Raw genomic sequence first — 19,607 nt, 5'->3', positions numbered from 1 at the left:
GTCGCACCACGGCGGGCGGTGGGCGGCGTACGGCACGCCGCCGGACGCGCCCCCGGCCCTGCCGCCGCGTGGGGCGCGTCACGTCGCGCACTAGGTTGGACCCATGGGAACGCCTGAGGCCACCGAGGACCGGGACGCCGGGACCGACCGGGGGGCGCCCGCGGGCTGGGAGGCGGACGTGGTCCTGCGCGACGGGGCCACGATGCACATCCGGCCGATCTCGCCGGCGGACGCCGACGCGCTGTCCGACTTCCACGCCGCGCAGTCCGAGCGCTCGCAGTACTTCCGCTTCTTCGCCCCCATGCCGCGGCTCTCGCCCCAGGACGCCCACCGGTTCACCAACGTCGACCATGTCGGGCGGGTCGCGCTCGTCCTCACCGAGGGGCCGGTGATCCGGGGCGTGGGTCGGTACGACGTCGTCGAGCCCGGCACGGCCGAGGTGGCGTTCGCCGTCTCCGACGCAGAGCAGGGCCGCGGACTGGGCTCGATCCTTCTCGAGCACGTCGTGGCGGCGGCGCGGGAGCGTGGCGTCCACACGTTCGTCGCCGACGTCCTGCCGGAGAACACCCAGATGATCCGGGTCTTCTCCGACGCCGGCTACGAGGTCCGCTCCCGCTACGACGACGGGGTGGTCAGCCTCGAGATCCCGCTGCGCAGCACGGGCCGCTCCTGGGAGGTCCTCGCCGAGCGGGAGCGGCGCGCGGAGGCGCTGTCCATGCACACCCTGACCGCCGCGCGGGGCGCCGTCGTCGTCGCCCTCGACGAGGCGGGCCGGCCGATGGCCTCGAGGATCCTCGCGCGGGCGCGTGCCGCGGCCGGGGCGCAGGGGACGATCCCGCTCGTGGCCGTCGGCCCCCTGGACCCGGGCGGCGCGGAGCACGTGAGCGACCTCGACGCCCTTTCCTCTGGAGAGGTCGACCTGCCCGAGCACCTCGACCTCGCCGTCGTCGCCGGCGAGCCGGCCCGGGTCGTCGCCTGCGTCCCCGGGCTGCGCGCCCTCGGCGTGCGCTCGCTCGTGGTGCTCACGGGCGGGTTCGCTCTCGGTCCGGGCCGGGAGCACCAGCTCGACCTGCTGCGCGCGACGCGCCTCGCCGGACTGCGCGTGCTCGGTCCCGCCTCCTACGGGGTCCTGGGCAGGGGCGACGCGGGCGCCTACGACCTCACCCTCGCCGACCCGGGCCTCGGCCTGGGCCCCGACGGGCCCGCTCCGGAGGTCGGTGGCCGGGGCCTCGGGATCTTCGCCCAGACCCGGGAGGCGGCCCTCGCGCTCCGGCAGGGCGCCGCCAACCGCCGGCTGCCCGAGGTCGCGGTCGTGGCCGCCGGCAACCGCATCGACGTCTCCGGCAACGACACGATGCAGGGCTGGTCCGCGGACGACCGGGTCGGGGTCGGCATCGTCCACCTGCAGACGCTCGGCAACGCCCGGAAGTTCACGCGCGTCGCCAGGCGGTTGTCCGCCGAGCGCGCCCTGGTCGTGCTCACGTCCGCGACCACGGCGGTCGCCACGCTGCCCGGGCACGCGGTCGCCACCTCCGCGCTCCCGCCGTCCGTCATCGACTCCGTGCTGGCCCAGGCCGGCGCCCTGCCCGCCCGCTCCGTGCGCGAGGCGCTGGACCTGGCCGCCGTGGCCCTCACCCAGCCGGCACCCGCGGGCGTGCGGGTCGCGCTGGCGGCCACGTCCCACTCGCTCGCGGCCACCCTGTCGGCGACCGCCCGGGCGGCCGGACTCTCGCCCGTCGGCCCGGTCGCCGTCCTCGACGCCGGCCCGGTCGCCGCCCGCGAGCGGCTGCAGGGGGTCGTCCTCGACGAGGACGTCGACGCCGTCGTCGTCGCCGTCGCGGACGTGCTCGGCGGGGTCGACGACGAGCTGCTCGCCGTCGTCGCAGCGGCCGCAGCCGCCGACGCGGACCGCCCCTGGGTCGCCTGGGTCTCCGGGCTGCACGGACTCGACGAGCGGCTCCGCTCCGGCGAGCACGCGCTGCCCGCCGTCGGCTCGCTCGAGGTGGCCGCCCGGTCCGTCGCGCTGCGCGCCGCCGCCCAGGCGCGGCGCGACGCGGACGTCGGGGCCCTGCTCGAGCCGGACGGCACCGACCCGCTCGCCGCGCGCGCCGCGGTCCTCGACGTGCTGCCCACCGCGACCAGCGGCGAGACGGTCGTCCTGACGCCCGACCGCGTCGCGGCGCTCCTGGGCACCTACGGCATCGACCTTCTGCTCGCTCACCCGGTCGGGTCCGGGCCGGCCACGACCGACGACGACATCGCCGCCGACGCGGTGACGGTCGCCCGGGAGGTGGGGTACCCGGTGGCGGTCAAGGCGTTCGACGACGTGCTGCGGCACCGCACGGACCTGGGCGGCGTCCGCCTGGACCTGCTCGACGACGACGACGTGCGCGCCGCAGTCCGCCAGATACGTTCGCGCTCGCGCGACGTGCTGGGCCGGGAGTCCGCCCTGGAGGTGCAGGCGATGGCCGCCCCGGGCGTCGCCGTCGTCGTCCGCGGCGGGGAGGACCCCGTGTACGGTCCGGTGATCTCGCTCGGCGTGGCCGGCGACGCCTCGGAGATCCTCGGGGACGTCACCTACCGGGTCGCGCCGGTCACCGCCAGGGACGTGGCGACGATGATCACCGACCTGCGCGCGGCCGCCCGACTCACCGGCGACCGAGGCCTGCACGCGGTGGACACCCGCGCGCTGGCCGACGTCCTCGGTCGCGTCGCCGCCCTCGTCGACGACCTGCCCTCGATCGCGGAGATCGAGCTCAACCCGGTCATCGTCGGGCGCCGTTCCCTGTCCGTGGCGGGTGCGCGGGTGGCGCTGCGGGCGCCCAGCCGGATGGACGCCGGCCGACGGGCGCTGCCCCGGCCGTCCACGCCGGACGACGAGGGGTGAGGATCCGACGCGAGGAGCGCCGGGGGCCACGCCCGCCCATGCGGGTCCGGCCGGGGTGGCAGGATGAGACGGTGCCTCGGACCAGCTCACTGCGCCAAGACCTCGACGACGCGGGCTTCTACCCGCAGCTCGTCGCGGACGTGCTCGACGTCGCGCTCGCCGGGGAGGCCGTCACGGCGCACCTCGTGCACCCCGAGACGACCTTCGACCACGAGCTGCGCCGCCACCTCACGGTGCTCGCGCTGACCCGCAGCAGGTTCGTCGTCGTCCACGTCGACGACGTCGCGGACGAGGAGTCCGGCCCGGGCGCGCTCGCCACGTCCGAGACCGTCGCCCTGCACGAGATCCGCACCGTCGCACTCACGCACGGCGTCCTCGACCCCGCCGGCCGCGGGAGCACGTCCGAGCTCACCCTGTCGGTCGGCTGGGGGGCGATCCACCGGGTCGACCTCGAGCGGCAGTCGTGCGGCGACCCGGACTGCGAGGCGGACCACGGGATGACCGGCACGCTCTCGCCCGAGGACGTCGTCATCCGGGTCGCGGCGCAGGCCGACGGGCAGGACGCGCTCGACCGCGCGCTGCGGTTCGCCCGCGAGCTGTCCGGCGCGACCGCCGGCCAGTCCTGAGGCCGGACCGGATGCGGGCACGGGCACCCGGCGCACCCGACCTCGGCCGCCACCTGCGGGCGGTCCTGCCGGCGGCGTTCGACTCCGTCGGTGTGGCCACCGCCTCGGCCGGCCGGGACTCCGCGCTCGACCGCGCCGACCTGGGGCTGCCGACGGCGACCAAGGTGTGCGTCGTCCTCGTGGACGGTCTCGGCCTCGCCCAGCTGACCGAGCGCGGGGGGCACGCGCCGTTCCTGCGCTCGCTGCTGCCCGACGCCGTCACGCTGGACACGTGCCTGCCCTCGACCACGGCCGCCGCGCTGACGACCTTCGGCACCGGCGAGCTCCCGGGCCTGACGGGCATGCTCGGCTACACGCTGCGTCATCCGCCCAGCGGCGAGCTCGTCAACCTCGTCACCTGGCAGGACGCGCCGATGACCGCCGAGCGGTGGCAGCGCGTCCCGACCCTGTTCGAGCAGGCGGCGGCCCGCACCGGCGACGCGCGCGGCGCCGTGACGATCGGGCCGGCACGGTTCGTCGGCTCGGGCCTCACGCGGTCGGCCCTGCGCGGCGGCCGCGGCGTCACGGGGGAGTCCCTCGCCGACCGGGTCGACGTCGCGGTCGGCGCACTGCGGGGCGACGCGAACCTGGCCTACCTCTACTGGGGGGAGGTCGACCACGTCGGTCACGTGCACGGCTGGGGGTCGTGGGAGTGGGGCGAGGAGCTCATGGCGGCCGACGCCGAGCTGCGCCGGCTCACCCGGGAGCTGCCCCGCGGCACGCTCGTCGTCGTCACGGCCGACCACGGCATGGTCGACGTCGCCGAGCGCATCGACCTCGCGGCGCACCCGGAGCTGTGCCGAGGAGTCGCCCAGGTGGCCGGCGAGCCGCGGGCGTGCCACCTGTTCCTCACCGACGACGCCCACCCCGACGACGTCGCACGGCGCTGGCGGGACGTGCTCGGGCCCGACTCCGCGGTTCTCACCCGCGAGGAGCTGCTCGCCTCCGGGGCGCTGGGCGTCGACGTGCCCGAGGACCGGCGCGGGGCCGTCGGCGAGGTCGTCGCGCTCCTCGGCGGTGCCACCGTGGTCCTCGAGGAGGGCTCCGCATCGATCGGGTCCACCGCCCTGATCGGCGTGCACGGTTCGTCGACGCCGGACGAGCAGCAGGTACCGCTCCTGGTGGCCGACGCCTGATGGGTCGGCTCGTCTTCTTCTCCGGGACCATGGACTCCGGGAAGTCCACGCTCGCGCTCCAGGTCGACCACAACCACGCCGCGCGCGGTCTGGACGGGCTGCGCTTCAGCCGTAGCGACCGGGGCGGCACGGGCGTCCTCTCCTCCCGGCTGGGGCTGCGAGCGCCGGCCGTCGAGGTCAGCGACGAGACCGACTTCTGGGCGGAGGTCGTCCGGCGCCGCACCGCGGGTGGACGGGTCGACTACCTCGTCTGCGACGAGGCGCAGTTCTACACGCCCGGGCAGGTCGAGCAGCTCGCCCGGGTGGCCGACGAGATGGACGTCGATGTCTTCGCGTTCGGCATCACGACGGACTTCCGCACGCGGCTGTTCCCCGGGGCGGCCAGGCTCGTCGAGCTCGCCGACCGGGTCGAGCGCCTCCAGGTCGAGGCGCTGTGCTGGTGCGGTGCCCGGGCGACGCACAACGCGCGCACGGTCGGCGGCGTCATGGTCACCGAGGGCGAGCAGGTCGTCGTCGGCGACACCGCCGACCTGACGGGAGCCCCCGCGGCGGAGGTCGCGTACGAGGTGCTGTGCCGCAGCCACCACATGCGCGGGCTGACGGCCGCGCGCGCCCGGGTGGGCGAGCTGAGCCCACCGACGCTGGACCTCGCGGGCGACTGACGCGCCGGAGCGGCGGGGCGTCGTCGGTCGGCCGCGCCCTGGTGCGGTGGGTCGCCGCCCTGACGCGGTGGGTCGTCAGTCGGTGGGATCCGAGCGCGACCCGAACACGATCTCGTCCCACGACGGCACCGACCGCCGCTGCTTGCGCCCGGACGAACGTGGGGATCGTGCCGTCCTCGCCGGGGCGGGAGCGTCCTCCTCCGTGGCGGAGCCGTCGGCGTCGGGGGAGGCCGCGGCGGGTGAGTCGTGCTCGGGGTCACCGTCCCCGTGGTCGGTCGGCGGGTCCGCGTCGGGGTCCGACGCGTGCGTGTCGGGTGCGTCCGTCGCCTCGCCCGCGGCCGGACCACCGGTGCGGGTGCCCTCCCCACGGGCGTCCGCCGTGCGGGCCGTCGTCGTCGCGCGCGCGTCCTCGTCCGCGCTCGGGGCCGGCCTGCCCCGCCCCGAGGGGTGTGTGCCGCGCGGGTCGAGCGCGACCTCGTCGGGGTCCGGCCCGATGCCGGGCCGCGCGCGCCGATGGGCGTCAAGCGACAGCACCTGGGCGTCGCGCGCCTGGTCGGGCCGGGAGGCCGGGGGGTGCGCGGCCGGGATCTCGTCCGCGTCGTCGTCCTCGTCGAGCGAGTCCAGGTCCAGCTCGTCCTGCAGGTCGTCGATGTCCTGCCGGGTCCCGCGGTGGGCGGCCAGGTCGTCCAGCAGCGCCTCCGTGGCGTCGTCGTCCGGCAGGTCGGCGGGCGAGGTCACGGGGTCCTCCGTCGCGCCGCCCACCGCGGACCGAGGGGTGCCGCCCGCGGCGGACGCGTCCACGCCGGAGCCGTCGCGGTCGGTGACGGCCCGTTCCGCGGCGCCGGCAGGTCGGTCCTCGCGGGCCCACGGCGGCTCGGCACCCGGTCGGGAGCGGACCTCGCCGAGCGGGCCGTCGCTGCGCGCGGGACGCCGGCCCGCGCTGACGTCGGTCTCCGAGAGCCACCTGGCCTCGTCGTCGACGGCGACCAGGGTCCGCGCCTGCAGGTCGATCGTCCACATCGCGGTCCGCTCCTTGCGGGCCGCGACGAAGGTGACGCCGACCTGCCACGACTCGCCCGCGCGCCGCCGGGCGTCCCACGCCAGGTGCTCGACCTCGACACCGCGGGCCGCCAGCCGGTCGACGACGAGGTCGCCGAGCGTGGGGGAGTCGGAGTCGTGCCCGACCCGCTGCTTGCGGGCCTGCTCCGTGACGAAGGCGCGCTCGGCCGTCACCGGGGGCTCGAACGGCGCGACCCGTTCCCGGGGCAGCCCGTGCTCCTCGGCGATCTCGTCGACGTCCTGGCCGGCGCGCAGGAGCGTCTGGATGTCCCGGGGCGAGAGGTGCCTCGGCTCGGCGGTGCGCCGGCTGGTGGCCGATGCGCGGCGCAGCGCGGTGCGGAGGTCCTCGTCGATCCGCAGGCGGTACTCGGCGCCGTCCGGTCCGCCGACGAGCAGGTGCTCGCCGGACTCGGACGTTCCGGTGACGGTCAGATCGACCATGGGGTCCTCCTCGGCGACAACCCGTGGGCCCGGGCGCCAACAGGATAGGTGCCAGCGAGCCGGGGGCGCGGGAGGTCGCGGCGGCCCCGGGGCCGGCACCGGCGCCGGTGGCAGTGGAACGCCTCACAGTGCGCCGCGTGCGGCCGCGGGTGCGGGGCGGCGCACCGGCGGAGACGGGCGCGAGGATCCGCGGCCGGCCGCGCCCCGGGCGCCGACCCGTGGATCCGGGTGGCCGCCGGAGGATTTGTGGTGCACAATCCGTCCGACCAAGGTCGGGAACAATCTCCGCAGGTATGCGTTGACCGCGATCCAGGGGCGTATCCCACCCCGCGAACCACGAGTAGAACCCGGAGCGTGACGCCAGCATGGCGACTGACTACGACGCACCCCGCAAGAACGAAGAGGAGCTGGGCGAGGACTCGATCGAGGAGCTCAAGGCGCGTCGCGCCGAGCAGTCGTCGAGCTCGGTGGACGAGGACGAGACCGAGGCGGCCGAGGGCTTCGAGCTCCCCGGCGCCGACCTGTCCGGCGAGGAGCTGAGCGTCCGCGTGCTCCCGCGCCAGGCGGACGAGTTCACGTGCTCGCGCTGCTTCCTCGTCCACCACCGCAGCCAGCTCGCGTACGAGGAGAACGGTCAGCTCGTCTGCACCGAGTGCGCGGCCTGACCTGATCTCAGCGCGGCGGCCAGCTCGTCCGGCCGCCGCGTCGAGACGACCCACATCGGGGTCGGGTCCCGATCGTCCTCGACGACGACCGCGACGCCGCGACGGACCCACGAACGATGGACGAGAAACGACCGCGCATCGGCGCGCGGCCCCATGATCGCCCGCATCCCCTCGCGGTCGAGCGGGTGGGCGTCCCCGAGCCTGGCGAGAGCGATCGCGGCGCCTCCGGCCCGCAGCGTCGGTCCCTCCTCGCCGACGTCGCCCTGCTCACCGGGCCCCTCCGCCACGACCTCGACGACCGGGGACGTGAGCACGAGCCCGGCCCCCGCCGCCACGGCCGAGACGACGCCGACCACGACCGCCGGGACGACGCCGAACGGCATCGCCGCCAGCGCGAGCGACAGGCCCAGGAAGGCCGCCAGGACCATCGGCACGAGGCCGGGGACGAGCCGCTCGCGGAAGAGCGGGGACGAGGTGGTGGTCACGGCCCCAGCCTGCCACCGCGGGCGGGCTCCGACCACCGCCGGACGACCGTGACGCACCACCGGCCGCAGCGGGCCGGGCCTCGCGGGTAGGCTCGCACGCGGTGTCCGCCGGGCGCGCCGCGGCCGCGGCGACGGCGGGCAGGAGAGGAACGCATGGGACTGTTTTCACGCGGCCGGCACAAGGCGGCCGAGACGCCGGAGCCGGAGCAGGACGACGCCACCACCGGTACCGACGACGCGGAGAGCGCCGACGAGGCGGCCGGCCCGTTCGACGTGGCCGACCGGCCCGACCTCGACGGTCGCCTCGACCTCGGCGCGCTGCGCATCCCCCGGGCGTCGGGGATGAAGGTGCGGCTCGAGCTGGAGAAGAAGCGCCGCACGGTCATCGGCACGTCGGTCGCGCTCGAGGGCTCCGCCCTGCAGATGCAGCTGTTCGCCGCCCCACGCTCGGCCGGCCTGTGGGACGAGGTCCGCGCGGAGCTCGCCGCCTCGGTCGAGAAGCAGAAGGGCATGGTCGAGGAGACGACCGGACGCTGGGGCGACGAGCTCGTCGTCCACCTCCCGGTCACGCGCTCGGACGGTACGAGCGCGATGAACGTGCTGCGGTTCATCGGTGTCGACGGGCCACGCTGGTTCCTGCGCGGCATGCTCTCCGGCCTCGCGGCCACGGACGACGCCGCGGCCGAGCCGCTGCGGGACGTGCTCGCGGACGTCGTCGTCGACCGGGGTCCGGAGGCCCGCGCCCCGCGCGAGGTCGTCACGCTCACCGCGCCCGGCACGGCCGAGGCCGGGTCGGAGGTCGACACGGGCGGTGCGCCGGAACGCCGCACGCTCACGCTCCGCGACCTGCAGCGCGGCCCCGAGACCACGGAGACCCGGTGACGTCACGGCGCGGGCTCCTCCCGAGCGTCGCCGAGCTCGACGCCCGCGACGAGCGCGAGTCCTCCCGGGTGGACGGCTGCCGTCCGATCGGGTCCGTCCGGCCCCGCGAGCGGGTCCGCGTCACGGGTGTCCTGCGGTCGGTCACCTACCCGCCGGTCGATGCGGCCCCGGACCTGCGGGCGCACCTGTTCGACGGCACCGGCGAGCTCGCGCTCGTGCTGCGCGGGCGGCGCCGGGTGCCCGGCGTGGTCCCGGGCCGACGCCTGGTCGCCGAGGGCGTCGTGCTCGACGACGACGGCCCCACCCTCGTCGATCCCGCCTACGAGCTGCGGCCCTCCCTGGCCGAGCTCGAGGAGATCGACGCCGCCGACGGCAGGCACCGATGAGCGCGCCGGACGCGCCGGCCGAGGAGGGCCGCGGCGACGCTAAGGACCATGACGCCGCTGGTGACCCGGCCGCTGCGGCCGGCGCCGCGCTCGCCGGTCGCCGGTCCGGCCTGGGGCAGGTCGCCGCCGAGGACTTCTCCCTGGCCGACTCGATCGGCGGCGTGCGCGGGGTCATCGAGGCGGTCGCGCCCGGCGCGGTCTTCGTCGTCGCGTTCGTCATCTGGCGGGAGCTGACGATCCCGCTCGTGGCCTCCCTCGCCGTCGCGGTCGTGCTGTGCGCGATCCGGCTCGTGCAGCGCACCCCGCTCACGCAGGCGCTGTCCGGGCTCCTGGGTGTGGGCATCGGCGTGGTGTGGGCGTGGCGCTCGGGCCAGGCGGAGGACTTCTTCGCCTGGGGCCTGTACGTCAACGCCGCCTACGCCCTCGGTCTGGTGATCGCGATCCTGGTGCGCTGGGCGCCGATCGGGGTGCTCGTCGAGCTGCTCAAGGGGCGCGGGATGCAGTGGCGGACCGATCCCGAGGCGGCCCCGCTGCGTCGACGCTACGTCGCGGCCTCCTGGCTGTGGGTCGGTGTCTTCGCCGCCCGGCTCGCGGTCCAGGTGCCGCTCTACCTCGCGGGCGAGGTCGCGGCGCTCGGCGTGGCGCGACTCGTCATGGGTATCCCGCTGTTCGCGCTGGCCGCCTGGTTCACGTGGGCGCTCGTCCGCGAGCGGCCGGGGACGGCGCCCGCTCAGTCCTGAGCACGGGGCGCGAGCTGCTCCTGGAGCTGATCGAGGTCGTCCTGGCCCTGCGCCGAGAGCACGAGCAGCAGCTCGTCGCCGGCCTCGAGGGTGAGGTCCGGCTCGACCCCGTACGCGGTGCCCGAGCGCATGACGGCGGCGAGCACCGCGTGCGGCCCGAGGTCGACGGTCCCCACCCGGTGCCCGACGACGGGCGAGCCGTCCGGCAGCGTGAGCTCGTGGATCGAGGCGCCCGAGCGGTGGAAGCGGAACAGCGGCACGAGGTCGCCGACCGAGACCGCCTCCTCCACGAGCGAGGTCATGATGCGCGGCGTGGAGACGGGCACGTCCACCCCCCACGTCTCGGTGAACATCCACTCGTTCCTCGGGTTGTTGATGCGCGCGACCACCCGGGGCACCGCGAACTCGGACTTGGCGAGCAGGGAGACGACGAGGTTCGCCTTGTCGTCGCCCGTGGCCGCCACGACGACGTCGCTCTCGCCCGCCCCGGCCTCGGTGAGCGCCCGCGGGGAGCACGCGTCGGCGAGCAGCCACTCCGCCTGCGCGACCGACGCCACGCGCATGGCCCCGGGCTCGTGGTCGACGAGGGTGACCGTGTGACCGTGCGCGAGGAGCTCGAGCGCGATGGACCGCCCGACCGATCCCGCGCCGGCGATGAGCACCCTCATCGCCGGCGCTCCGGCGGGTCGTGGAGCGCGCGGCGCACCGCGCCCACCCGGTCGGTCGTCACCGCGGCGTGGACGAGGTCCCCCTGCTGGAGCACCGACGTCGCGTGCGGGACGGTGCCCGCGCCCCTGCGGGTGAGGAACGCGACCCGCGCGCCGGTGGCGTCCTGGACGTCGACGACCGTGCGGCCCGCCCAGGCCTCGTTCGGCTCGACCCGGACGATCGAGACGAGGCCGGAGGCGTCGACGAGCTCGGCGGGGGTGGGCGAGGGCAGGACGTGGGCGAGGACCTGCTCCGCGGTCCACCGCACCGTGGCCACCGTGGGGATCCCGAGCCGCTGGTAGACCTCGGCCCGCTGGGGGTCGTAGATGCGGGCGACGACGCGGGACACGGCGAACGTCTCCCGGGCGACCCGCGCGGCGATGATGTTGGAGTTGTCGCCCGAGGAGACCGCGGCGAACGCGTAGGCGTCCTCGATCCCGGCCTGCTGCAGGGTGTCGCGGTCGAACCCGACGCCCTTGACCTGACGGCCGGAGAAGTCGTCCCCGAGCCGGCGGAACGCGTCGGGGTCCTGGTCGACGACCGCGACGGAGTGCCCGGCGGAGTCGAGCTGCTCGGCGAGCGAGGCCCCGACCCGGCCGCAGCCCATGATCACCACGTGCACGCGGTGACGGTACCGCGGTCTAGCATCGACCGCGTGCCCGACCTCGCCTCGGCGCTCAAGCGGCTGGTCGTGGGTCGCCCGGTGCGCACCGAACGCCTCGGCGGCACCCTGCTGCCCAAGCGTCTCGCGCTACCGGTGTTCGCCTCCGACGCTCTGTCCTCCGTCGCGTACGCGCCCGACGAGATCCTCCTGACCCTCGCGCTCGCGGGCGTCGCGGCCACCGCGCTGTCGCCCGCCGTCGGGCTCGCCGTGGTCGTCGTCATGGTGGTCGTCGTCCTGTCCTACCGGCAGACGGTGCGCGCCTACCCCTCCGGCGGCGGCGGGTACGAGGTCGTGACGACGAACCTCGGCCGCCGCGCGGGCCGAGGGGTCGGGTCCGCCCTCCTCGTGGACTACCTGCTCACCGTCGCCGTGTCGGTCTCCTCCGGGGTCCAGTACCTCGCCTCGGCGGTGCCGCCCCTCCAGCCCTACCGCGTCCCGATCGCCGCCCTGCTCGTCGCCGCCCTGGCCCTGCTCAACCTGCGCGGCACGCGGGAGTCGGGCCGGGTGATCGGCGTGCCGTTCTACCTGTTCATGGCCTCGGTGGGCGTGCTCGCGCTCGTCGGGGCCGGGCGCGAGCTGCTGGGCGGCGGACTGCCCGACGCGGCGACGGCGAGCCTGACCGTGGTGCCCGACCCGGCGCACGACCAGGCCCTGACCACCCTCGGCGGGGCGTTCCTCGTCCTGCGGGCCTTCACCTCCGGGTGCGCCGCCCTCACCGGCGTCGAGGCCGTGGCCAACGGCGTGCCGACCTTCCGCAGGCCCAGGTCCGGGAACGCCGCGACGACGCTGCTGCTCCTCGGCGGCATCTCCGCGGCCATGCTCATGTCGGTGATCTGGCTCGCCACGGCCATCGACGTCCGCGTGGTCGAACGTCCCGCCGAGCAGCTCCTGCGCGACGGCGTCCCGGTCGGCGCGGGCTACCACCAGGACCCCGCCATCGTGCAGATCGCGGACTCCGTCCTGTGGGGGTGGGCACCGGTCGTCGCGCTCGTCGCCGTCGTCGCCGGCGCGATCCTCCTCCTCGCCGCGAACACGGCGTTCACCGGCTTCCCGGTCCTCGCGTCGGTCCTCGCCCGCGACGGGCTGCTGCCGCGCCGCCTGCACACGCGCGGCGACCGGCTCACGTACTCCAACGGGATCCTCGCCCTCGCCGCGGGGGCCGCCGTCCTCGTCGTCGTCCTCCAGGCCGACGTCACCCGGCTCATCCAGCTCTACATCGTCGGCGTGTTCGTCTCCTTCACGCTGACGCAGACCGGGATGGTGCGGCACTGGCGCGGCGTCCTGCGCAGGGAGCACGACCCGGCGCTGCGGTCGGCCGCCCGCAGGTCCCGCGCGATCAACCTGGTCGGCGCGGTGCTCACGGCCGTGGTGCTCGTGGTCGTGCTGGTCACCAAGCTCACCCGCGGTGCCTGGATCACGGTGCTGCTCGTCGCCGTGGTGTTCCTCCTCATGGGGGCGGTGCGCAGGCACTACGACGACGTGGCCCGCCGGACGGCCGTGCCCGCCGACGCGGAGGCGCGGTCCCTGCCTGCGCGGGTGCACGCGATCGTCCTGGTCTCCACGCTCAACCAGCCCACCGCCCGCGCCCTCGCCTACGCCCGCGCCACGCGCCCGTCGAGCCTCGAGGCCGTGACGGTCCTCCTCGACGAGGACTCCACCGACGAGCTCCGACGCCGGTGGGACGAGGTGCGCGTACCCGTCCCGCTCACCGTCCTCGACGCACCGTTCCGGGACGTCACCGAGCCGGTCCTCGAGCACGTCCGCGCGGTGCGTCGGGCCTCGCCGCGGGAGATCGTCGTCGTCTACATCCCCGAGTACGTGGCGGCCCGCGTGTGGTACCGCTTGCTGCACAACGGTTCCGCCCGGCGGCTGCTGGACCGCCTACGGCTCGTGCCCGGCGTCGTCGTCGCCACCGTCCCCTTCCAGCTCGCTCGCGCCGACGAGGTCGGCGGTCAGGAGGTCGCACGTGACTGACGAGGACGACGCGGGCCCCGGAGCCCGGCGGACCGGGGGCCCAGGGCCCGACCGGCGCCGCGGGCGCACGCGCGGACGCGCCGGATCCGGTCGGGGGAGCGGGCGCACCGGCCGGGGACGGCGTGGCCGCGGTGGGGCCGCCCGCCGCGGCAGGACCGGGCCGGGGCCCGCCGAGGTCGCCGAGATGCTGGACGACCCGATCGCGGTCGGGTCCCCCGCGCACGGGGGGTTCGTCGTCGGGCGGGCCGGCTCGGTCGTCACCCTCGTCCGGCACGCGATCCCCGGCGAGGTGGTCCGGGTGGCGGTGACCTCCCGCCGGTCGCGCGTGTGGTTCGCGGACGCGGTCGAGGTCGTCGAGCGCTCCCGGGAGCGGGTCGCGCACGTGTGGCCCGAGGCCGGCCCTGGCGGCGTGGGCGGGGGAGAGCTCGGACACGTCTCGCCCGCCGCACAGCTGGAGTGGAAGAGCGCGGTCCTCGCGGACTCCCTGCGCAGGATCGGCGGTGAGCAGGTGGCCGGGGACGTGGCCGCGGCGGGCTCGACGACGGTGCACCCGGTGGCCGACCCGGCCCTGCCCGGCACCCGCACGCGGGTCGAGCTCACCGGCACCGCGGAGGGCCGCCTCGGCATGCACCGCCACCGGGGGCAGGACGTCCTCGCGCTGGAGACGCTCCCGCTCGCCGACCCCCGCCTCGACGTCGGCTCGCTCCTGGGTTCCCTGCGCGTCGATCCCGGCGCGCGGGTGCGGGCCGTCGTCGGGTCCGGGTCCGGGCCGGACGCCGAGCCTCGCGTGCTCGTCGACGGTTCGCCGCTGTCCGGGACCGGGTCGGTCGCGGAGTCGGTCCCCACGCTGCTCGGCACCATCGACTACACGGTCGCCGCGGACGGGTTCTGGCAGGTGCACCACGCCGCACCGGCCGTGCTCGTCGAGGTGGTGCTCGCGCTGGCCGCCGGGCTCGAGCCACGCCTGCCCGACCCGGCGGCGTGGCAGGAGGCGGACCAGGCCGGCGCCCCGGCCGGCGTGGTCGATCCTGCGCCGCGCGCAGAGGACGGCTCCGGCGCTGCCGGCGAAACAGGTGCGGACCCGCCCACCGAGGCCGGTGCGGACGCCAGGGCCCGCGCCGACCGCGTGCGCGCGGCACTCGACGGCGCCCGCGTCCTCGAGCTCTACTCGGGTGCCGGGCTGCTGAGCGCCGCGCTCGCCCGGGCGGTAGGGACCGACGGCCGGCTCGTCACGCTCGAGGGCGCCGCCCGCGCCGTCGACGACGCGCGCGCCACCCTCGCGCCCACGCCGTGGGCACGGCCGCTGACGGGAGCGGTCGATGCGTCCGCGGTCGCGGCGCTCGGCCGGGAGCCGGAGTGGTCGACCGGGGGCACCGTCGTGCTCGACCCGCCCCGGACCGGGGCCCGGAGCGAGGTCATGGCCGCGGTCGCCGCCCTCCACCCGGCGCGGATCGTGCACGTCGCCTGCGACCCCGCGGCGCTCGCCCGGGACCTCGCCGCCGCCCGCGCGGCCGGCTACGTGGCGGAACGGGTCGTCGCCCTCGACCTGTTCCCGCACACCCACCACCTCGAGGCGGTCGTCTCGCTCGTCCGCGCCTGACGACGCCGCCGGCGCGGCGGTTGGACATGACGCGACGACAGCAAGTATCTTGATGTCGAGATAATTGCCCCTCGGGCCGCCGGGTGTGTGGCATGACACGATGGGGCCGGGCCGGCCGGCGCAGGGCGTCGGCGGCGAACGACGAAGGAGTGGACATGAGCCTGGACAGCTTTGGATCCCGCGGACAGCTTGACGTCGACGGCACGGAGTACGAGATCTTCCGTCTCTCCGCAGTCGAGGGACTGGAGAAGCTTCCCTACAGCCTCAAGGTTCTCGCCGAGAACCTGCTGCGCACCGAGGACGGCAAGAACATCACCGCGGACCAGGTCCGGGCGCTGGCCTCGTGGGACGCGGACGCGGAGCCTCACGTGGAGATCCAGTTCACGCCCGCCCGCGTGCTCATGCAGGACTTCACCGGGGTGCCCTGCGTCGTCGACCTCGCCACCATGCGCGAGGCCGTCGCGGAGCTCGGTTCCGACCCCGACAAGATCAACCCGCTCGCTCCCGCCGAGCTCGTCATCGACCACTCCGTCGTCATCGACGTGTTCGGCCGCGCCGACGCCTTCGAGCGCAACGTCGAGATCGAGTACGAGCGCAACGGTGAGCGCTACCAGTTCCTGCGCTGGGGCCAGACGGCCTTCGACGACTTCAAGGTGGTCCCGCCGGGCACCGGCATCGTGCACCAGGTCAACATCGAGTACCTCGCCCGCGTCGTCATGCCGCGCGAGGTCGACGGCGTCTTTCGCGCCTACCCCGACACCTGCGTCGGCACCGACTCCCACACCACGATGGTCAACGGGCTCGGCGTGCTGGGCTGGGGCGTCGGCGGCATCGAGGCCGAGGCCGCGATGCTCGGGCAGCCGGTCTCGATGCTCATCCCGCGCGTCGTCGGCTTCAAGCTCTCGGGCTCGATCCCCTCCGGCGCCACGGCCACCGACGTCGTGCTGACGATCACCGAGATGCTCCGCGAGCACGGGGTGGTCGGCAAGTTCGTCGAGTTCTACGGCGAGGGCGTCGCCCAGGTGCCGCTCGCCAACCGCGCCACCATCGGCAACATGTCTCCTGAGTTCGGCTCGACCGCCGCGATCTTCCCGATCGACGACGTCACGCTCGACTACATGCGCCTCACCGGCCGCGACGAGCACCAGGTGGCGCTGGCCGAGTCCTACGCCAAGGAGCAGGGGATGTGGCACGACCCCTCGCGCGAGGCACAGTACTCGGAGTACCTCGAGCTCGACCTGTCGAGCGTCGTCCCCTCGATCGCGGGGCCGAAGCGCCCGCAGGACCGGATCGCGCTGAGCGAGTCCAAGGACCAGTTCGTCAACGACCTGAAGAACTACGTCGTCAACGGGCACGGCATCGAGAAGAGCCCGCAGGACGAGGAGCTCATCGGGACGTTCCCGGCGTCCGACGCGCCGTCGCACGACGCGCACGACTCCTCCTCGGACCTCGGCCGACCGCACCACTCGGGCGCCGCGCCCGCCGGCTACCGCCGCCCGCACGCCAACGTCCCCGTCACACTGGCGGACGGCACGCAGACCGAGCTGGACCACGGTGCGGTCGTCATCTCCTCGATCACCTCGTGCACCAACACCTCCAACCCGTCGGTGATGATGGCCGCGGGCATGCTCGCGAAGAACGCGGTCGAGAAGGGACTGTCCGTCAAGCCCTGGGTGAAGACCTCCATGGCGCCCGGCTCGAAGGTCGTCACCGGCTACTACGACAAGGCCGGCATGTGGCCCTACCTCGAGGAGCTGGGCTACCACCTCGTCGGCTACGGCTGCACCACCTGCATCGGCAACTCCGGCCCGCTGCCGGAGGAGGTCTCGTCGGCCGTGGCCGAGCACGACCTGGCCGTGGCGTCGGTGCTCTCGGGCAACCGCAACTTCGAGGGCCGGATCAACCCCGACGTCAAGATGAACTACCTCGCCTCCCCGCCGCTGGTCATCGCCTACGGCCTCGCCGGCTCGATGGACTTCGACTTCGAGAACGACGCGCTCGGGCAGGACAGGGACGGCAACGACGTGTTCCTCGCCGACATCTGGCCCTCCCCGGAGGACGTCGAGCGCACGATCACCGAGTCGGTGAGCTCGGACATGTTCACCGAGGACTACGCGGACGTCTTCACCGGCGACGAGCGCTGGCGGAGCCTGGAGACGCCGGACGGCTCGACCTTCGAGTGGGACGCCGACTCCACCTACGTGCGCAAGCCCCCGTACTTCGACGGTATGCCCGCCGAGCCGGAGCCCGTCACGGACATCTCGGGCGCCCGCGTGCTGGCCAAGCTCGGCGACTCCGTCACCACCGACCACATCTCGCCGGCCGGCGCCATCAAGGCCGACTCCCCGGCGGGCAGGTACCTCGCCGAGCACGGCATCGAGCGCCGCGACTTCAACTCCTACGGCTCGCGCCGCGGGAACCACGAGGTGATGATCCGCGGGACCTTCGCCAACATCCGGCTGCGCAACCAGCTGCTCGACGACGTCGAGGGCGGGTTCACGAAGAACCTCCTCACCGGTGAGCAGGAGACGATCTTCGACGCCGCGCAGGCCTACCAGGCGAAGGACATCCCGCTCGTCGTGCTCGGGGGCAAGGAGTACGGCTCGGGCTCGTCGCGCGACTGGGCGGCCAAGGGCACGGCGCTGCTCGGTGTCCGCGCGGTCATCACCGAGTCGTTCGAGCGCATCCACCGCTCGAACCTCATCGGCATGGGCGTGCTCCCGCTGCAGTACCCGTCGGGCGAGAGCGCCGAGTCGCTGGGGCTGGACGGGACGGAGACGTTCGACATCTCAGGCGTCACCGCCCTCAACGACGGCTCGACGCCCGAGACGGTCCACGTGACCGCCACGAAGGAGGACGGCGAGAGCGTCGAGTTCGACGCGGTCGTGCGGATCGACACCCCCGGCGAGGCCGACTACTACCGCCACGGCGGCATCCTGCAGTACGTGCTCCGCTCGCTCGTCGCGGCCTGACCGCGACCACACGGCTCACCCGCGGCCCCGGTCCTGTCGACCGGGGCCGCGGCTGTGCGTGGGGCGGTCGGGAGCCGGCCCCCGGAGCCTGCAGCGGTCGGAAGGCAGGGCGCGGGCGGGCACCGGAGGCCGAGGACCGGTCCCGGGGCTAGGCTCACGGCCATGACCCGGCGGTCCGCCCCCTGTGCACTCGGCGCGGCCCTCGTGCTGCTCGGGCTCGCCGCGTGCGGCGGGGGGAGCGGCACCGCGTCCGATACGGGGAGCGAGACTCCGACCGGCGACGTGAGCGATCCTGATCCCGGCGACGCGTCCGACCCGGGTGGCAGGCCCGACCCGGGTGGCACGCCCGACCCGGGCGGCGGTGCGGTCGAGCTCACCGGTGACGGACCGGACGACCAGCCGGCCCCGGTCGCCCTCGAGGACGTCTCGGCGCTCGAGGACCACCTCGCCGCCACGGCCGCCCTCGGCGCGGACGCGGTGACCCAGGCGCTGAACGACCCGGAGACCGACACGATCGTCGTCTCGCCGTCGAGCCTGGCCACCGCCCTGGCCATGATGGCCGCCGGCGCCGAGGGAGTGACCCGCGCGGAGCTCGAGGAGGTCCTGGGCGGGGCCGACAGCGACGTGCTCGAGGCGATCCAGTCGCTGCGGTCCGAGCTGGCGGACCTCGACCAGGACCCCGCGACGATCGAGCTCGACCCCCTCCCGGACCGCGCGATCGTCCACATGGCCAACCAGGTGGTCCTCCGCTCCGACGTGACGCCCGAGCAGACCTGGCTCGACGCCGTCTCCCACCGGCTCGGTGCCGGCGTCGTCGCCACACCGTTCGAGGCGATGCAGCAGGTCCTCGACGACTGGGTGGACCTGCACACCGCCGGCCTCGTCGACGAGTCGGGCATCGAGGCGAGACCCGAGACCGTCCTCGTCGTCCAGGACGCAGTGCTCGTCGCCTCGGCATGGCTCGACGGCTTCTCCGAGTCAGCCACGACCGAGGAGGACTACACGCTGCCGGGCGGCGACATCGTCCAGGTGCCGACGATGCACGGGCAGCGCCCGATGCCGTACGCCGAGGTCGACGGCCACCGCGCGGTCGAGCTCGCCCTCCTCGACGGTCTCGTGCTCGAGGTCGTCCTGCCGGCCGACGGCACAGCGCCCGGCGAGCTCACCGCAGAGGACTGGGCCGCGCTGGCCGACGCCCTGGACCCGGGTGCCCCCGCGCTGGTCGACCTCGCGCTGCCCAGGGCCGATCTCGAGACGAGCGTCGCCCTCGCCCCCGTGCTCGACCCGGTCGGCGTGGTCGAGCTGTTCGGTCCGGCCCCCGAGCTCGGTCGCATGCTGCCCGGCGACGGCTACGTGGTCGACCAGGCCGTCCAGCAGGCCCGGCTCCAGATCGGTGAGGAGGGCGTCGTGGCCGCCGCCGTCACGGAGATCGCCGTCGCCGAGTCGGCCCAGCTGCCGCCCGAGGAGGAGGTCGAGCTCGTCGTCGACCGCCCCTACGCGGTGCGGATCGTCGACGGCGGGACCGGCTGGGTGCTCTTCCATGCCGCGATCGGCGACCCCCGCGGCGAGGAGTAGGCCAGGGCGGACGGGACCGCGCCGGGCGGGGCCGAGCGGGGCAGACCTCCCCGGTCAGGACGACCCGGGTCAGCGGTCCGGCCGACACGGCCGCGATCCCTAGGGT

General features: G+C 75.1%; 16 protein-coding genes. 12 read left to right on the top strand and 4 right to left on the bottom strand.

From position 1 onward, the window contains the following. Positions 1-103 precede the first annotated feature (103 nt). From ACPYO4_RS08805 to ACPYO4_RS08790, 4 genes are all read left to right on the top strand, one after another. On the top strand, positions 104-2,887 hold the full coding sequence (locus tag ACPYO4_RS08805; protein ID WP_425708851.1) for a GNAT family N-acetyltransferase: 2,784 nt from the start codon (positions 104-106) through the stop codon (positions 2,885-2,887). 71 nt (positions 2,888-2,958) lie between these two features. Continuing rightward, entirely contained in the window at positions 2,959-3,513 is a 555-nt protein-coding gene (locus ACPYO4_RS08800) for a DUF5998 family protein (protein WP_425708850.1), read from the top strand. 11 nt (positions 3,514-3,524) lie between these two features. Beyond that, a complete protein-coding gene (locus ACPYO4_RS08795) occupies positions 3,525-4,688 on the top strand; it encodes an alkaline phosphatase family protein (RefSeq protein WP_425708849.1) in 1,164 nt (387 codons plus the stop codon). Then, the gene (locus ACPYO4_RS08790) at positions 4,688-5,350 is read left to right on the top strand and encodes a thymidine kinase (RefSeq protein ID WP_425708848.1); all 663 of its coding nucleotides are present in this window, start codon (positions 4,688-4,690) and stop codon (positions 5,348-5,350) included. The genes ACPYO4_RS08795 and ACPYO4_RS08790 overlap by 1 nt, the downstream gene beginning before the upstream one ends. A gap of 75 nt (positions 5,351-5,425) precedes the next feature. Here ACPYO4_RS08790 and sepH read toward each other — a convergent pair whose 3' ends face one another. Further along, positions 5,426-6,850 (bottom strand): septation protein SepH, encoded by a 1,425-nt coding sequence (sepH, locus tag ACPYO4_RS08785; RefSeq protein ID WP_425708847.1) that lies wholly within the window; start codon positions 6,848-6,850, stop codon positions 5,426-5,428. 365 nt (positions 6,851-7,215) lie between these two features. Here sepH and ACPYO4_RS08780 point away from each other — a divergent pair, with 365 nt between their 5' ends. Beyond that, positions 7,216-7,515 (top strand): DUF4193 domain-containing protein, encoded by a 300-nt coding sequence (locus ACPYO4_RS08780; RefSeq protein WP_425708846.1) that lies wholly within the window; start codon positions 7,216-7,218, stop codon positions 7,513-7,515. Here ACPYO4_RS08780 and ACPYO4_RS08775 read toward each other — a convergent pair. Next, on the bottom strand, positions 7,485-8,000 hold the full coding sequence (locus ACPYO4_RS08775) for a DUF3093 domain-containing protein (protein ID WP_425708845.1): 516 nt from the start codon (positions 7,998-8,000) through the stop codon (positions 7,485-7,487). The two genes, ACPYO4_RS08780 and ACPYO4_RS08775, sit on opposite strands and share 31 nt — an antisense overlap. A 153-nt stretch (positions 8,001-8,153) precedes the next feature. Between ACPYO4_RS08775 and ACPYO4_RS08770 the strand changes: the two genes are divergently transcribed. From ACPYO4_RS08770 to ACPYO4_RS08760, 3 genes are read left to right on the top strand one after another with little or no spacing between them, the layout of a single operon-like run. Next, positions 8,154-8,882 carry a DUF3710 domain-containing protein gene (locus tag ACPYO4_RS08770; protein ID WP_425708844.1) on the top strand — a complete coding sequence of 243 codons (729 nt, stop codon included), beginning with the start codon at positions 8,154-8,156 and terminating at the stop codon, positions 8,880-8,882. Then, positions 8,879-9,268: an OB-fold nucleic acid binding domain-containing protein gene (locus tag ACPYO4_RS08765; protein ID WP_425708843.1), complete on the top strand. Its 390-nt coding sequence runs from the start codon at positions 8,879-8,881 to the stop codon at positions 9,266-9,268. The genes ACPYO4_RS08770 and ACPYO4_RS08765 overlap by 4 nt, the downstream gene beginning before the upstream one ends. Beyond that, a complete protein-coding gene (locus ACPYO4_RS08760; protein WP_425708842.1) occupies positions 9,265-10,008 on the top strand; it encodes a DUF3159 domain-containing protein in 744 nt (247 codons plus the stop codon). The genes ACPYO4_RS08765 and ACPYO4_RS08760 overlap by 4 nt, the downstream gene beginning before the upstream one ends. Here ACPYO4_RS08760 and ACPYO4_RS08755 read toward each other — a convergent pair. Both ACPYO4_RS08755 and ACPYO4_RS08750 read right to left on the bottom strand, forming a co-directional pair. Continuing rightward, entirely contained in the window at positions 9,999-10,676 is a 678-nt protein-coding gene (locus tag ACPYO4_RS08755) for a potassium channel family protein (RefSeq protein ID WP_425708841.1), read from the bottom strand. The genes ACPYO4_RS08760 and ACPYO4_RS08755 overlap by 10 nt on opposite strands. Next, complete coding sequence (locus tag ACPYO4_RS08750) at positions 10,673-11,338, bottom strand: potassium channel family protein (protein WP_425708840.1); 666 nt, start codon at positions 11,336-11,338, stop codon at positions 10,673-10,675. The genes ACPYO4_RS08755 and ACPYO4_RS08750 overlap by 4 nt, the downstream gene beginning before the upstream one ends. A gap of 33 nt (positions 11,339-11,371) precedes the next feature. Between ACPYO4_RS08750 and ACPYO4_RS08745 the strand changes: the two genes are divergently transcribed. The 4 genes from ACPYO4_RS08745 to ACPYO4_RS08730 all read left to right on the top strand — a co-directional run bounded on the left by ACPYO4_RS08745 (position 11,372) and on the right by ACPYO4_RS08730 (position 19,501). Next, the gene (locus ACPYO4_RS08745; RefSeq protein WP_425708839.1) at positions 11,372-13,354 is read left to right on the top strand and encodes an APC family permease; all 1,983 of its coding nucleotides are present in this window, start codon (positions 11,372-11,374) and stop codon (positions 13,352-13,354) included. A 184-nt stretch (positions 13,355-13,538) separates the two neighbouring features. Next, positions 13,539-14,954, top strand: a complete 1,416-nt coding sequence (locus ACPYO4_RS08740) for a class I SAM-dependent RNA methyltransferase (protein WP_425708838.1) — start codon at positions 13,539-13,541, stop codon at positions 14,952-14,954. 155 nt (positions 14,955-15,109) lie between these two features. Next, on the top strand, positions 15,110-17,926 hold the full coding sequence (locus ACPYO4_RS08735) for an aconitate hydratase (RefSeq protein WP_425708837.1): 2,817 nt from the start codon (positions 15,110-15,112) through the stop codon (positions 17,924-17,926). A 162-nt stretch (positions 17,927-18,088) separates the two neighbouring features. Then, entirely contained in the window at positions 18,089-19,501 is a 1,413-nt protein-coding gene (locus tag ACPYO4_RS08730; RefSeq protein WP_425708836.1) for a serpin family protein, read from the top strand. Positions 19,502-19,607: the final 106 nt, after the last annotated feature.

Origin of the sequence: Georgenia sp. Z1491, assembly GCF_049856175.1 — a bacterium.
Classification (GTDB): Bacteria; Actinomycetota; Actinomycetes; order Actinomycetales; family Actinomycetaceae; genus JB111.
This window is presented reverse-complemented; position numbering and strand designations above follow the sequence as displayed.